This is a genomic window from Mesorhizobium sp. WSM4836, assembly GCF_055811815.1.
This window is the reverse complement of sequence record NZ_JBVVQF010000030.1, coordinates 21,628-36,278: the sequence shown is the minus strand read 5'-3', so window position 1 is coordinate 36,278 and position 14,651 is coordinate 21,628. Positions and strand designations below refer to the sequence as shown.

8 protein-coding genes and 7 pseudogenes are annotated in these 14,651 nt (G+C 59.9%); 7 read left to right on the top strand and 8 right to left on the bottom strand.

Annotated elements, in window-relative coordinates:
* Positions 1 to 268 precede the first annotated feature (268 nt).
* Complete coding sequence (locus AC0L2P_RS27860; RefSeq protein WP_473505961.1) at positions 269 to 658, bottom strand: hypothetical protein; 390 nt, start codon at positions 656 to 658, stop codon at positions 269 to 271.
* A gap of 30 nt (positions 659 to 688) precedes the next feature.
* Between AC0L2P_RS27860 and AC0L2P_RS27855 the strand changes: the two are divergent.
* Positions 689 to 1,176, top strand: a pseudogene (locus AC0L2P_RS27855) (IS66 family transposase); the annotation flags it as partial.
* A gap of 314 nt (positions 1,177 to 1,490) precedes the next feature.
* Here AC0L2P_RS27855 and AC0L2P_RS27850 read toward each other — a convergent pair.
* Positions 1,491 to 2,168: a hypothetical protein gene (locus AC0L2P_RS27850; RefSeq protein WP_473505917.1), complete on the bottom strand. Its 678-nt coding sequence runs from the start codon at positions 2,166 to 2,168 to the stop codon at positions 1,491 to 1,493.
* On the opposite strand from AC0L2P_RS27850, the pseudogene AC0L2P_RS27845 reads away from it, so the two are divergent.
* From AC0L2P_RS27845 to AC0L2P_RS27835, 3 genes and pseudogenes are all read left to right on the top strand, one after another.
* Positions 2,094 to 2,519, top strand: a pseudogene (locus tag AC0L2P_RS27845) (transposase); the annotation flags it as partial. The gene AC0L2P_RS27850 and the pseudogene AC0L2P_RS27845 overlap by 75 nt on opposite strands.
* Positions 2,520 to 3,162: 643 nt before the next feature.
* The gene (trxA, locus tag AC0L2P_RS27840) at positions 3,163 to 3,483 is read left to right on the top strand and encodes a thioredoxin (protein WP_473505915.1); all 321 of its coding nucleotides are present in this window, start codon (positions 3,163 to 3,165) and stop codon (positions 3,481 to 3,483) included.
* Between the two features lie 357 nt (positions 3,484 to 3,840).
* Entirely contained in the window at positions 3,841 to 8,895 is a 5,055-nt protein-coding gene (locus AC0L2P_RS27835; RefSeq protein ID WP_473505913.1) for a shikimate kinase, read from the top strand.
* Between the two features lie 1,143 nt (positions 8,896 to 10,038).
* Here the strand turns inward: AC0L2P_RS27835 and AC0L2P_RS27830 are convergent.
* The 6 genes and pseudogenes from AC0L2P_RS27830 to AC0L2P_RS27805 form a co-directional block, all read right to left on the bottom strand.
* Positions 10,039 to 10,266: a hypothetical protein gene (locus tag AC0L2P_RS27830; protein WP_473505911.1), complete on the bottom strand. Its 228-nt coding sequence runs from the start codon at positions 10,264 to 10,266 to the stop codon at positions 10,039 to 10,041.
* Positions 10,267 to 10,737: 471 nt separating this feature from the next.
* A pseudogene (locus AC0L2P_RS27825) lies at positions 10,738 to 10,836 on the bottom strand (alpha/beta fold hydrolase); the annotation flags it as partial.
* A 31-nt stretch (positions 10,837 to 10,867) separates the two neighbouring features.
* Positions 10,868 to 11,359 (bottom strand): annotated as a pseudogene (locus AC0L2P_RS27820) (DUF192 domain-containing protein); the annotation flags it as partial.
* Between the two features lie 25 nt (positions 11,360 to 11,384).
* Positions 11,385 to 12,104: a hypothetical protein gene (locus AC0L2P_RS27815; protein WP_473505909.1), complete on the bottom strand. Its 720-nt coding sequence runs from the start codon at positions 12,102 to 12,104 to the stop codon at positions 11,385 to 11,387.
* 23 nt (positions 12,105 to 12,127) lie between these two features.
* Positions 12,128 to 12,235: pseudogene (locus tag AC0L2P_RS27810) on the bottom strand (transposase); the annotation flags it as partial.
* A 379-nt stretch (positions 12,236 to 12,614) separates the two neighbouring features.
* Positions 12,615 to 12,758: pseudogene (locus tag AC0L2P_RS27805) on the bottom strand (ISNCY family transposase); the annotation flags it as partial.
* A gap of 452 nt (positions 12,759 to 13,210) precedes the next feature.
* On the opposite strand from AC0L2P_RS27805, the gene AC0L2P_RS27800 reads away from it, so the two are divergent.
* From AC0L2P_RS27800 to AC0L2P_RS27790, 3 genes and pseudogenes are all read left to right on the top strand, one after another.
* Complete coding sequence (locus AC0L2P_RS27800) at positions 13,211 to 13,489, top strand: DUF982 domain-containing protein (protein ID WP_473505908.1); 279 nt, start codon at positions 13,211 to 13,213, stop codon at positions 13,487 to 13,489.
* Between the two features lie 197 nt (positions 13,490 to 13,686).
* Entirely contained in the window at positions 13,687 to 13,935 is a 249-nt protein-coding gene (locus AC0L2P_RS27795; protein ID WP_125007211.1) for a DUF982 domain-containing protein, read from the top strand.
* A 258-nt stretch (positions 13,936 to 14,193) separates the two neighbouring features.
* A pseudogene (locus AC0L2P_RS27790) lies at positions 14,194 to 14,475 on the top strand (DNA -binding domain-containing protein).
* Positions 14,476 to 14,651: the final 176 nt, after the last annotated feature.

The following is a 14,651-nucleotide window of genomic DNA, read 5'->3' as shown; positions in this document are numbered from 1 at the left end:
GATCCCGGAGAGAAGCAAGACCCTGCGGAAGACACCAAATGCCAGAGAAGCGGAACGACTCGAAAGTACTTGACCTTGACCCTGCCGAATAGAGAAGTCCTGGCGGATCCAGGTGGGACGAACCGCAGTTGAGTATGGCCTCAAACGCCGCTTGCTAGAATGGTCTCGTCCTCCTGAGCCCTTGGCCGCCGCAGGCGGGATGTTGGTGCCGCTGTCTCGAACAGCGACCGTATACAAGCTGGATCTGGCTTCGGGCAACGAGGCCGCGTCATGTATTCGGACTCAGACCGTGGATGCCGCAACAACCGACGGAAAGCAAAAATGTCACCCTGACGACAGTTCCACATTGGCTCACCTCATATAAGCTCAACTGGCGGTACTGTTTGAGAAGGGCACAGCGCAGCACCGCCTCCGACGGCAACCCCTGCCGGCCCGCGCGCATGCGTCTCGACCACGCCCAGTTGATGGCGCTTCTGGCCGGGCTGGACTGGAAAAAGATCCGTCCGGCCAGGGTCAGGCGGCCGTTATCGACGGGCTGAAACCGGCCTGCGGCAAGATGAATCATGCGGCTGGAACGATTGGGAAAGCGGCTGTTTTTGTGCTCTGTTGCTTGCCATGGTTCTACCGGGTCTTGCCCTTCCCGACGACGTTGATGCACTGAAGGCGATGATCCTTTCCATGGCTCAGCGGTATCCTGCAAGTGGATGGCTACTCGGCCTATGACCAAGCTGGTCAAGGCACGGGTCAAAGCCGGCAGCAATGAACCAATCCGACTCGCCGGGTGCTGGGCTCACCTGCGGCGCAAATTCTACGACCTGCACATTAGCGGGGTCTCGCAGGCCGCGACGGATTCGATCATCGCCATGACCGAATTGTGGAAGGTTGAGGACGAGGTTCGTGGCAAGGATACTGGAAGCCGCGCCGCGCTGCGTCGTTGAGCGTGCAATCAGGCCCCAGACGATCACGCGAAAGAATAGTCTATTCCCGGCATCCCGGCAGCCACGGCGGTGGACGAACCTGGGCGACGGTAGCCACCTTGCTGCAAACTTGCAAAATGAACAGCGTCGATCCGCTTCATTGGCTCTCGCAGACCTTGACCCGCATCGCTCAAGGCTGGCCGGCATCCGAAATTGAAATGCTCATGCCGTGAACTTTAGGCCTGACGTTGTCGGCTGACCGCTTACGAAGCGGCGGCTCATGATCGCATGAAATACCTGCTCACGATCGAATGAAATGAGCGCTCACCATCGCGTGAAATGGCTGCACACAATCAGCGAAAAGCGCCTTCAAGCTGCCTGATTGCAGCAATTATCGTACTTCCTTTGCCTTGGCACGTTAAGTTTACGATGCCACTTCTTTTAATTCTTGCTGCCGGCATTTGGTCCAAAGGTTCGGACATGTCCGTACCGCGGTGAACTGCCCCAGGTTTCTGAACCAGCGGATGGTAGAGTTTTACGGCCACCTGGGTCGTCCTACGCTTTGGAAGCCGATCACCGCCCACGTCCTCCCTCCTGACGAGAACGTTCATCTAGCAACCTCGCGTTGTTCTGGAACTCCTCGGCAAACTTCCCGATCCAGTTCTGCACGTCCCGATCGGTCACGTCATTGCGCTCGATGGCGGTAGGGGCAACCATGCCGGCCTTGATGTCGCGCTTCGCGGCTTTCTCTTTCATAAAGTCCTGCGTGTCCCGATCGGTCACGTCATTGCGCTCGATGGCGGTAGGGGCAACCATGCCAGCCTTGATGTCGCGCTCCGCGGCTTGGTATTTGATATCGTCCTGCATGTCCCGATCGGTCACGTCATTGCGCTCGATGGCGGTAGGGGCAACCATGTCGGGATTGGCCCTGATGTCGCGCGCCGCGGCTCGCCATTTGATATCGTCCTGCGAGCCCGGATCGGTCACGCCATAATAGGTGATGATGTCAGTTGCAGTTCTAGTGCCAGCTGAATTACTCACGTCGAACTTGGCAATCGTGACACGAGAGTCTCGTGTTTCCTCCTCAAGCTTTCTCCATTCAGCCCGAATTGTCTGATCGCTCCCAATAAGTGCTCGGAACTTCTGATTGGTGCTGCGCAACGCCTTGATCTCACCAAAGGCAAGTGGACCTATTTCTATCGGGCTGTCGACAAATTCGGCAAAACCCTTGATTTCATGCTGTCTGAGCACCGCGATGAGGCCGCGGCCAGCGCTTTCTTCGCCCGCACGATTAAGAACAATGGCTGGCCCGAAAAGGTCGTCATCGACATGGCAGGATTGCAAAACATCAACTGGCTGCTGCTGTTGTTTTATGGATGGTTCTGGCTGATCGAGATCCTGCAGGTCAAATACCTCAACAACACGATTGAGCAGGACCACCGGTTTATCAAGAAGCTGACCCGCCCCATGAAGGGCTTCAAATCCTTTCAGTCTGCGTCAGCAACACTGGATGGTATCGAGGTGGCTCACATGATCCGCAAGCGCCAATTTTCAACCAGTGGCCAATCGGCATTTCAGCAATTCGCCGCACTCGCTGCATAACTGTGTCCAGCGATGGCCGCTTCTGCGGCCTTTTAAAAAGTTTGCGACAAAACCCTCCCTGGAACACGATCTAATTTTTCTGCGGTCAACTGCGAACGACAGCTTGATACATTCAAAATCAATTTAACCCATCAAATGCCGGGAAAAACACCTTACAAGCGTAACCACGTATCGCTTCAACAGGGCGTTCGCAGATGCTAGCTGTGGATGCGGTGAAGGCGATAGGAATATGATCAATGGTTGACTTGGCGGACATAAATCAGCTGCCGCATGAACTTACTCACGTCCCTAGGGACATCCTTTCGCAGATCGCGAAGGGTGCGTGCCCAGGCGTCAACTGCCGAACATGCTTGAACGCGGCGTCGCATCTGTCAACTTCGCGGCTCTGGACCGTAGGGATGAGGTCGATCGCAAAAGAGTGCCTCCACTCGCCGTCGCAATTCACCGGTGCGGTCACGGTGAATTTGCTAATCGCGGATCTGCTGATGCGCCTCCTGCGTCGCAGGGAGGAGGAAGGTCGGGGATGTGGGCCAGGAAGTAGGCTTCAGGTCGCAGGGCAACGCTCCCTATGCCCCAAAGAGCTGGGTTGATAATTGAAAATTCTGCGCACCCGCACACATCTTCTTCGGTCAAAGGAGCAGCCATGGCTACCGTGAAAGTCGATATCAATAACTTCCAGTCGGAAGTTCTGGAATCCGCAGCACCCGTCGTCGTCGATTTCTGGGCGGAATGGTGCGATCCCTGCAAGATCATTGCTCCGAGCCTCGAGGAAATCTCCGTCGAGATGGAAAGCAAGATCAAGGTCGCCAAGCTCAACATCGATGAAAACCCGGAACTCGCCGCCCAATTGGGCGTGCGCTCCATTCCGACGCTCGCGATCTTCAAGGACGGCGAAGTGGCCGATTTCTCGGTCGGCGCCAAACCGAAGCAAGCTCTTTTGAACTGGATTTCGAACGCTTCCTGATCGATATCGCTCAATCTGTACCGCAATGAAAACACCGTAGATTCGCCCCGTAAAGCGGGTGGGGTTCATAGTAATTTATGGGCGTTTGTACAGGGCTCAGCCCTTTGAGCTTCAGGCTGATGAGGTCGTTGGTTTGTGATAGCGGCTATAGTCCTCCCCCTCTTTCGGACTTGCGATGCTGTCGGAGCGATCGAGTGGCGAAGAAGTTTTTCATTGCGGCGTTGTCGAGGCAGTTGCCGCTGCGTGAATGCTGCGGCTTTCAAGCATGCCGTTGCCGGGTCGCGTGACCGCACTCAAACCAATGATGCCTGTTGTTGACAGGCTTTAGGCGATGCGTTTTGCTGGATCGGAGAGGGAATGGGCAGCACCGGAGAGTTGGTCGGACAAGCAGGGCGTCCTGATAGCGAAGGAGGCCCGCACCGCATCTCCGACGCAATGTCGGACCAGCAGAAGGCGCGCGAAGCGACGCTTTCCATCGCCGGCGCGGTGGCTGCCCGCGACGGCAATCTCGACGGATATTCGGATTCGGAGTTGGCCGATTGGGTGAACCGCTTCAGGAGATGGCCGGACCAGCAGAAGACGCGTGAAGCGACGGTTGCCATCGCCGGCGCGGTGGTTGCCCGCGCCGGCAATCTCGACGGATTCTCGAATCAAGAATTGGCCAATCTGGTGAACGGTTTCGGCAAGTGGCCGGAAGAAGAAAAAGCACGCAAGGCGATCGTTGCCATCGCCGGCGAGCTCGGTTCCAAGGGCCGTCGCTTCAGTACTTTCAGCACGCCTGCGCTAGTCAGGATCGCCAACGGTCTGTCGCGGTGTATCGAGGAGGGAGAGACCGTCGGCGAGGTCGCCGAACCCGCCTTCCTGAAGGACCGGCTGAAGCTGCTGGCGCACTACCTCCAAGCAGCCGAGGATCGGCTGCCGCAGGCCGATGTCCATGCCATCGCGAGTATATTCAAGGCGTTGGGCAATGCGCAGTTGTTGGACGATCTCGGTGCGCTGGCACGGCCGGGGCTGGACAGGCTCGAGGTGTTACGTGCCGCTCCCGAGTTTAAGCTCGACAACAACCTGGAGACGATGGGGAATCTTTGCGCCTCCCTGCTGCCACTAGCTCGCAGCCCGAAGCCGGTGTTGCGCTGGCACCGCACGTCGGCGCTGAACCTGCTCAACGCCATCCAGCCGGTGGTGGAACATAAGATCGATGCCCATCTCAAACTAGGCCAGGCCGAGCGCACCAGCGGCGCCAATGCAAGCCGCTGCTCGGCGCTTTCGATCTATCAGGTGCTCAAGACCCGGGCGGTGCTGGAGAGGCACTACCGGCTGCCCTATGTCGACGGCGACAAGCTCGCCTTGCAGGCCAGGCAGCAAGAGCTGCACGGCAAGACCAGGCAGATCCTGGACAGTGCCCGCGCCCTCATCTACGCCGACCTTTCCTACAGGAGCTGGAGCGTGATCGCCGAGATCGAGGCGAAGGAGCCGTTCGAAGCGCTCGACACCTTCATGGCGCAGAACGCATCGATGATCCAGGCCCAGCATACAGCCGCCAGCTTCGATGTCCATCGGGTCCTTCAGGCCATGGACCACGAGCCGAGACCGCCGCAAGGCGATGCCGGACTGATGCGGCTGCCGGTGGTCGACATCCAAGGCCGGCCGCTGACCAGCGAAGCCGAGCTGCGTTATTCCATTTTCCACCGCTTGACCTCGGGCGCGGTGAAGGTGGTGGCGGTGCAGCTAAAGGGAACTCCGACTGCCGCCATGCTGACACGCACGTTCACCGTGGAGGGCGTGCCCTACCGCATGGACCTGTTCGGCGGCAGCAAACTGAAGCCGCCGAAAAAGAGCCTGAACCAGCTTGCCTCTCAGCTGCCCTTGGCGGCCGAAGAGGCCCCAAGCGCTAAACTTTTGGCGATCCCCTATGCCGAGACGGCTCCGGGTACGGCCTTTGAGCAGCTGTCGCGGGACTGGGCGCCGTTCAAGGAAGCCTATTACTATACCCAGCGCCGCGGATTTGCTGCGCCGCCGGGCATCCCCGACATTGGCCCGCATGATTATGCGCTGGAAGGGTGCTTCAAGCTGTCCCTTCTGCCCGACCGCCCCGCAGGCGCAGTGCATCCCTTCCGGTTCGAGGGGCGAGACGGCGAGATCGCCTTGCGGCCGCATGACGGCTGCGGCTTCATCAGGGCCTCACTGGCCGAGCGCATGCCGTCCATTGCCCGGGCTCGCCACGACGCTCCCGAGCGGATGCCCGCCTTTGCCGATAAAAGGCAATCGGCGGTACCGCCCTCGGCGCTGCAACATTATCCGCGCAGCGTCGAGGTGGCACAGGAGACCCGCGAGAAGGCTCTGGCTTGGCTCGAAACCCATCAAAGCCTCACCGCCGAGCAGCTGTTCCGGACGGTCACGGGCGGGCATATCGAAGGTTCGGGCGCTATCGCCGTGCCGTCCAGCGACGAATGCCTGCATGTGCCGACGGGCAAGAGCAAGACCTTGACCCGTGACGCTGGCGTGCTTGTCGGACGCTCCCCCTATGACAAGCCCGACCTGCGCCCGTTCGCCGCCGACCGGGTCAGGTCGGCGCGCGATGGCGATCGAACCGCGGCGTTCCTGGATCGGTGCGTGGCCTTCCAATACAGCTTCAACGTCGCGCACAGGTCGGGGGCTGGGCTTGCCGCCGACGATCCGACCTTCTTTGCCAAAGGCATCTTGATCGTTGTGCCCGACGAAATGTGGCCGGCGGACTTCGCCGAGCGCGGGGTGGTGATGTCTGCCGAGGACGTAAAGTGCCATTCGCGCTGGCTGGAGGAAAAGGACCGGGTCACGGCCGACACCGCGCTCGAGTGCGTCGGCATCCTGCAGGCGACGGAGGTGTTCGCGCCCGGCTCTTTGGTTGCAGTTCCGAGCGCCGAACAAAAAATGCTCGACGGCGATTTTGACGGCGACGCCGTCGTCATCATCGGCGACCGGCCTCGCCTTTACGAGCATGTGCGCCAGTTCGACGCGCAGCTGCAGGCGCGCGGCATCACCTCGATGAAGCCGCCGAAGTCGCACACGCCGGCCATTGAGAAAGGCGGCTACCAGTTCAGCCGGTCCAAGCAGATCCTGTCGGCCACCGGGCCGGTGCTGGAGACCTACAGCTGCCTGCAGCGCAACATGCTGGCGCAGCCGCTGGAGGCGCAACGCTGGTTTGCCGAGCGTGCCATCTTCGGCACCTACGAGGGCATTCATCAAGAGCTCAAGGCCGACATTCGCGCACTGTTGCAGGAAGATCGGCCGGATGGCCAGGCCCTCCATGAGCTCATCGCCAGGGCGGGGGAAGACAGCAAGGACGCCAAGCATCCGGTGGCCCGCGAACTGGCCGCGTTGCTAGTGGCCGAGCTCCAGGACTGGAACCTGCAGCTCAATAGCGAGCAGGCTCATGAGCAGTCGGACGTCAAGCAGCAGTTAGCGCGATCCGTGGCCTCAACCGGCGCGAAGCCTGCCGTCAGCGCCGACGCCGGCGCGCTCTTCCCGAAACTCAGAGAATCCTATCCGGCAACCGCTGACGCCAGGAAGCGCATCGACTTCCTGCTCAACCGCTACCAGCCGCGCATTTATCCGCGGCCCGACGGCTACAAACCGGACGATCTGCATGAAAGCGCCATCAATCTGTTGAGCGTCGGCATCAAGGTCGGCACGGACGCCTACAAGTCCGATACCGGTGCGCTGGTGTTCAAACAGAAAACCGCCGAATTGCAGCGGCTCTTGGAGGGGAGGCCGGGCTTCAAGTCGGCGCCCTATGTCAAGGCGCAGGCGGCAAAGCTCCACCAGGGCCGGTTCGACGTCGATCGCAGCCTGGCGCATCTGGAGGACAACCCCACTCTGGCGGCCTCGGTCATGGAGGCCTCGATCAGACTCGCCGTCGAAACCCGCATTCTGCCCAGCGCCATAGCAATCTCGGCCGACGACGACCCCGCCAGCAGGATAACGCTGAGCAGCGAACAGGCCCTGGAGCGCGCCAGGCTCGAAGCCGCCCCCGCCGAAGCGCAAGAAAGCGCGATTACCGAAACTGTGCATGCGGTTGCCGAGCTTTTGCGGCAGGACGGCATTGAGGTGAAGGTGCAGCATCTTGACCAACGGTCGCGCGGGCAGGGCTGGATAGCCGACGAGTTGACCGGCCAGAGCGTGAGCGCGGCGCCAGAGGCCCAACTGGTCACCAATGCCGTGCGCCATGTCTTCGAGATCCCAGACGAGGCTTTTACACGCGCCTTCAGGAAAGCGGCACTGGCCTTCGAGGAGCGGGACTGCAGCGAGGTCGAGACCACCAACTGGTTCACCAAGATGGACACGCGGCGGTTACGCGGCGTTCACACGGCGTTCAGAACCGCGCAGAACTATCGCTTCGAGGTCGAGTTCCATACGCCGGCCAGTTACCGGGCCGAGCTCGCCCAGCGCGCGCAGAGCGAATGCAAGCCGGTCCCCATTCCCCGTGGTGCCTTTGAGATATTACAGTGGGGCTCGTCAGGAGACAGCAGGTCGAGGGTGGCAGGGACCTCCAGGCCGCGCGGCGTCGCAAGACAACAGGATAGGGTCGCTCGATCGCCGAAAGCCGGCGAGATCCGCGCGGCCCTCGGCACGCAGCCGGTAGTGTTCGTCGGCATGCCGGCGAGCGGCAAGGGGAGCATCGGCGCCCAGCTTGCCAAGGAGTTGGGGTTGGACTTTCTCGACATCGATAAGCGTATCGCCGCCGCGCACGGCGATTTGATAGAGATGTTCGCCGAGCACGGCGAGGGGCACTTCAGGGACCTGGAGGCCGAGGAGCTCGCCAAGTGCCTGGAGAGAGGGCCCGTCGTCATCGCAACCGGCAGTGGCTGCTTTGCCGAGGAGTCGAATCGAGCTCTGATCCTTACTAAGGCGCGCTCGATCTGGCTCGACACCGACCTGAAAGAGCTCAAGAAGCGCCTCACGAAAGACGACAGCCAGCCGCTGCTGCAAGGCGAAAACCGCGAGGAGAAGGTTGACCAGCTGTACGAAAAGTGCAGTCCGTTGTACCAAAAGGCCGATATCAGATTGCCCCTGGTCCCTCCCTTTCAAAAAGACAAGAAGGACGCGCGCATTTGCGTGGACATACTCTACGATCTCCTGTGCAGCAACAGAGAAGCCGCGCTGCCAGCTGCCGAGATATCACATGTCTCCGGTTCTTCCGGCACCGCCACCAGCATGTCCCCAACAGCACAGTGCATGCACGATGATCATCCCAATTGCGGGGAGGGCGTCGCGGAAACCATCCAGGCGCCGGCGGCACCTTTGAGTGAAGCGGAACGGCCGCCGCCCCTCGACTCCACCGCCGCCCCGCAGCCTTTGCTAGCCGGCAGTAACGCACGAGCGGATTTAGCGTCTTCCCCGAGAAGCAGAGAACGCTCAAGTCGAGGTCGATAAGCTTTAACGGCGTTGTCACGTTCTTTGAATATGGCCACGTGAGGCCCAGCGTGCGCTTTTCAGGCAGGCCGTGCACTCACGGCTTCCCACGCTGCCATTGCCTGGCGTCGATGGATTCGAATTTGTGCGGCGGGGCGGTTGGTCTGGGATGAGCAGGGAGGCAAGCAAGCAAAAATGGGCATCGCAATTGGTAAGGCCAACCACCGCGACTCAGTGTTCGGTCAAACATCCACACCGGGACTTCGAGCAACCAGCATAACGTTAAACCCGAAAAGCTCCAGCGGGACACAGCAGACCCCTTGTCCACCAATCCATGGATATGGATAAGCCGCCCAGACCAGGGATGCCACGGATATAAAAGCTCACGAACCTCGGTCCCGTGGGTGTTCCGTCGCCCTGGTGTACAACACGCTTCACACGCATAAAGCTTCGGGATATCGGTAAACGAGCGAGTTCTCAAACCGTCAAACAGAAATCTGATCCTGTCTGGTTTTTATGGGCCAACTCCACGCGTTGGGACATGATCTCTCACGGAAGCAAAGAGGTGACGATGTTTCTACTTGAGGCTATTACGCTGATTTCGTTGTTTAACGCAAATTGTGATGTCGCAGCGATCAAGCAGCGAACGTGCTGCGGGTCAGCGACGTCGTGTTCGCCAGCGCCTATTACCCGCGCACTCTCGAAATGCTCGACAAGGAGGGTACAAGGTCGTGCTGTTGAATACGGCCGAGACGGATCCCGCACCTTGGCCGTGCGTGTCTTCCGGCCTCGATCATCGGTTTCTTCGACCGGGCATTTCCCGCCACATCTTGAGCAGATGCAGCACGCGCCGATCAACGATCCGGCGCGCCACCGACCTTAATAGCTCGGCATGGGGAATACTTCCGAAGTAAGATCGACGCGGGGCATGCGAAGATGCTCGACGCCGGGGTCTTGCCGGAGGCCGACCATAGTCTTGGGCCCTGGCTCGCGGGCGCGGTGCTGGCTCAAAAATTCGCTCGCCAGTCCCGTAGCGTCCTTCGGCGCACATGTTTTTGCCACCAGGCTAGCGGCCGCAAGGGAACGTAGCTGTTTGGTGCGCTCGGATTTGCCAACAATCAGTCGGCGCCTTCTTCCTGGTGCGACCTCTCTCTGACCGGGACGTCAGACTACGACGCCAACAAAAGGCTGATCTTGGTCAATCTCATACGCGCCAAATCGCCGCGCCGGATTGTGGAACCTCTCGCGGGTGGTTTCTACGACAAACACCAGGGTCATCAGATCAAGCAGGAAGTCATCGATAGCTTGGGCGAGTGTTTCTGACCTACCATTGAACTCATCCAGCAAAACGCGCGCCTTATCGATCGCATCTACGCTGGCCTCATCGATCAACGTCTCGATCCTCTGGAGACAATCCAATTTCGAAACTCCCTCAAAGCCCTTGCCAGGGTAGTTTTGCAACGAAGGTGGGCGATTTGGATTTAGCCCGACAATGGCGGTCAGGATGGTTTCTCCACATTTCCGCTGCCGAACGCGCGGGGAGGGGCCCTGGTGATCGTCGCATCAGGAAAGCCGGGGATTTCGGCTGGCGATTTCCAGGTTCGGACTGCGCGTTCAGCTTCCTCGTCGACCAGCGTTTCGCCCCGACGGGCTGCACCGGAAGATTGGCGCAAAGGGGAGGGGGAAGACGCCCCTTGCCAGTCATGCCAAGAAAAAAACCCGCCGGCAGGGAACCGGCGGGCGAGGCCGGAGGAAACTTTTCGGGCCTGGAATATCAGGCGGCTAAAGCCGTTTTGGGCTCCGCCATTTCGTAGCCGAGCGCTTCGGCGACGGCGCGGTTGGTGATCTTGCCCTTGTGGACATTGAGGCCGTCCGCGCGCCCATCGAATAGCCCATGACATGGGCGCGTTCGATGCCGAGATGGTTCAGCAACGCTGCCCCGTCGGACTGCATCTGCGACGGATCCTGCGCGCTCAGTTGTGCGCAGTGCCGATGCCGGGTGGCGCAGCAAATCGCCGTCCTCGATGCCGCCCCTGGCGGCGGTGCCCGCCTTGAGCTCGAGCACGAAACGAACAGGCTCGCCGGGCGAGATCATCGCCTCGGATTGCGGCTCGCCTTGCTTGATCGACCGGATCCTGCCATCCTGACCGACAAAGATCAGGTCGAGCGGCATCGGCGTGTTCTTCATCCAGAAGCTCACATCCCGAGCCTCCTCGAACACGAACAGCATGCCATAATCGTCTGCCATCTCCTCGCGAAACATCAGGCCGGCCTCGTGCTCGGCCGAGGTGTCGGCGATTTCGACGGAAAAAGAGCGTTCGCCGCCTTTCGTCACCGCGACCAGCGGCTGCGGGTCGACGGCAAGGATCATCGCCCGGCTGTCGGCCGAAGCCGGTTGCTGCGAATCGAAGAAAGCGCCTGTGGCGACGACAAAGGCGATCGCCGCGCAAATTACGCCCGTTGTCACCCAGTTCCTGTGAGTCATTCGAAATCCTCGGCCGGAAATCGTCCTAGACCATGATCCCAAAAAGTGGAACCCGGTTTTTGCTGCGCTGACCTGCAGTTCGGAAAAGAGCATGGTCAAGCGAAAGAACTAGACTTGAGATTGGCAGGTTCGATGGGCCGAGCACCGCCGGGCGGTGATGGGGGGCAGTAAGCTGTTGTTTCACCGCAAGCTCAGGGAGGAGACAGAGGCCGACCGCCTGACCTACATCCATCACAAGGTCATGGCAGTCACTGATGATCTCGAAGCCCTGTATGCGACGGAGGAATTCCCCATCGAAGGACATTGGTCGGATACCCGGCGATTGAACAATTCCAGGCGGCAAAACGGATAGTGTCCTGAAGGTTCTGCAAAAAGCTTTGGAGAGAGAACAGCCCTTGCTCTGAGGCGAGGGGCGGCCATGGCACGCTGGTGACGTTACGACCACCGATTCCCGTGGAAGGGGAGTGCCATGACCAAGCCAGACGTTAGACTGAGCAGAGGCGAGTTGAAAGCGTTGCTGTTGTCGGATGAGGACGGCTTCCGCAGAGTTTTGCAGACTGTGGTGCAGGAGGCTTTGGAAGCTGAGATGGAGGCGATCACGTTCCAGGCTCTGTACCGTGCGCACGCCATGGATGCTGCCTTCGGCCAGCGCACCGTTGGCGATCGAATTGGTTTCATGCGCCGCCATGAAGGCGACCTTGGCGCGCGGCAGCCAGAACAGGCGCACGATGAACAGCACCGGCATGGTCGACAGCGTCAGCAGCCCGAGACGCCGGCCTCGCGCGCCCGCTCATAGCGCGCGTCCAGGATGAGGTACGGGTAAGGTTCGGCGAGCCGCTGCTCAAAGAACGCCTTCAGCGCTTCATCCAGCCGCGCCGTCGCCCTGCATATCGCATTGCGAAAGCGTTACCTGCTGTATGCATCGACATTGTCTCGAAAGACCCACTCTCCAAATCGTTGCCATAGCTGGCCGCTGTAGAGGTTAATGGTGCTGGTCATTTTGCTCTCCCTTGCGTTGTCGCAAGGAGGGCAGATTTGCGCCTGGATCGAAACGTCGAGCGCCAGCGCTCGTCGGCGACAAGCAGATCCGGCTGCAGCATGAGCGCGCGCGCGTGCCAGGCCGATGCGCTGCCTTTGAACATGCGCTCCTCGGGCCTTTCGCGCGGGAGGCCGCTGACGATTGCGGCTTCGGTCGAGATGCGGCGGACGCGATGGCGCGGCTTGAGGGAGGCGAAGGGATAGCGAACTCGGCCGCGTAGGCGTTCGCCGCGTCGATCGTGCTGATGTCGCCAGGCGTAGCTTCTTCACAAGACGGCAGCGTCAGGTTGGCGCGTTCGAGGCAGCCCTTGGCCTGCGGGCTGTTGGCGAACATGATGTCGATGTTCAGCTGGAGTACGCGCCGCCGCATCAGGAATGTCTTGGCAAATAGTTGTCAGCCAGTCAGATCTCACGAAGCTGCGAGGTTGCGTCGGCGGTCATCGAGGCAGTTCATGCGGCCCTCACTTCGCAGGCGGTCATATTGTAGCTCGGCAGTTAAACGGGGCCTTTCAATTTGTGTGGTTCATCCGCCGTTAGAGAATGACGGCACCCGGGGGGTATGTTCTCCTCAGATCAGGCCAGGAAGGAAGATAGATGCCTGAGCAGGCTTCGCCGGACTTCGCGGTGATGCGCAGCCGAACTGCTCACCGAGGATGCAGATCACGCGTCTTCTTCCTCTTGAATCGTCATCGCCCTGACAGCACATTTCTGCAAATGGTCGGCGCGCGTCGATGCGGCCCGGGTCGTGCAAATTGGTTATGGAGCAGGTGGAGGGGAACGAATGAACGCTGAGGCTTTAGCAGCCCCATTTTCGTGAAGCGAGCCAGCTATATCGTGCAAGAGATTGCCAGTCTTGCGGACGCTATCGATTTTCTCAATGAGTGGCCCGAGGATCGCAGAGACCTGACCTACGAGACCGCCCTGAGGGCATGTTGTGATGCATATGCTGGGCACATACCGGTAGACGCTGCCAGCAATGCCTTTGTCGGCTTTGCAAAGCGAGTTGCGATATTGGAGGACCCGACCTCCGCCATGCAGTGGATCGCTGCATGCAAGGCGGGCAGCGGAAGGTGCAGGCGTAGGCTTCCATAAACTGTGCGACACTGGCGCAAGGCGACATTGTCCAGATTGAGCTAGCCAATCCCGCGCCACCCGACATGAACCAGACAGCGTCATGACGATCTCTTGGACGCCAGCGACCAAGTTTAGCTGCGAGGGTGCAGCCGAATCTTTCGGCTAAGGAAATAAATGCGAGCGAGGCTGTCGCCGCTGGGTGTAGAGGGGGAGTGATGACCGGCTCGAGCAGATTTGAAAGGCCAGTCGTTGTTCAAGTTAGCCGTCACAGTTCGGAGCGTGTCGTGTTCGATGTCAATGACGCGTCCAACATCCTGCTGCGGCATCTCCATCGTCAGACCGCGAAGCGCAAGGCAGCAATGGACGCCTGTCTGCAGGTGTTGCGAGGTGAGGCTCATCCACCAGTCGCTCGGCGTGCTTTTGTGGCAGCCGCGCTCGAAGCAAAGATTCTGCGCAGCGATTGAGAGCTTGGACGCGCGCTCATGAATTTCGTTCATCTCGGCACCGCTGCAAGTTTGCCGCGCATCGCGTGCACGCCGTCCACACGGAGGGAACTCGAGGATCTCCCGCCGTTGAGCCTGGGCTGGGCGGCAGAATATTGAAGCTGTCCCGAAGCACGGCCGCGGCGGGACATTTGCGGAGAGATCAGGGATTGTCATTTAGGACTATGATTGCTGTCTGCTTTGGCTAACCTGTCGAAGGAATGTCCCACTGAAATAATGATGGATTACCGAACTGCCATGAAAGTCGGAACGAAACCGGCAATCCAGGAAGAAGTGCCATGGTCCGACAGCCTGACCACGTACGATAAGCAGCACCACACGCTGTACCTGAGGGTCCTGGATGCGGCCGCTGATGATGCCAGCTATGAGGAGATGGCGCAGGAGATCCTCGGCATCGATCCGGTACAGTAACCGGAGCGCGCCCGCAAAGCCGCGCGAAGCCATCTTGATCGGGCGAACTGGATGGTGACGACAGGGTACAAGGAATTGTTCGCGGGATAACGGAGAATGGGCGGCAGCCCGCGCTCCTCAGCAGCAGAGTGGTCCAGGCGTCCAATAGCAAGGCGATCCGTTGCTTCCGCGATGGCCTTCCTGATCCGGCGCTGGATCTTGCACCATCAAACCCCCATCTCACATCGTTTCCTTGCCCAGAGAGAACTCAACACCGAGACCGGAGC

Coding starts and splice junctions, on each gene's coding strand:
- trxA (WP_473505915.1), top strand. CDS start 3,163: ATGGCTACCGTGAAAGTCGATATCAATAACTTCCAGTCGGAAGTTCTG.
- AC0L2P_RS27835 (WP_473505913.1), top strand. CDS start 3,841: ATGGGCAGCACCGGAGAGTTGGTCGGACAAGCAGGGCGTCCTGATAGC.
- AC0L2P_RS27815 (WP_473505909.1), bottom strand. CDS start 12,104: ATGCCGGTGCTGTTCATCGTGCGCCTGTTCTGGCTGCCGCGCGCCAAG.
- AC0L2P_RS27795 (WP_125007211.1), top strand. CDS start 13,687: ATGACCGGCTCGAGCAGATTTGAAAGGCCAGTCGTTGTTCAAGTTAGC.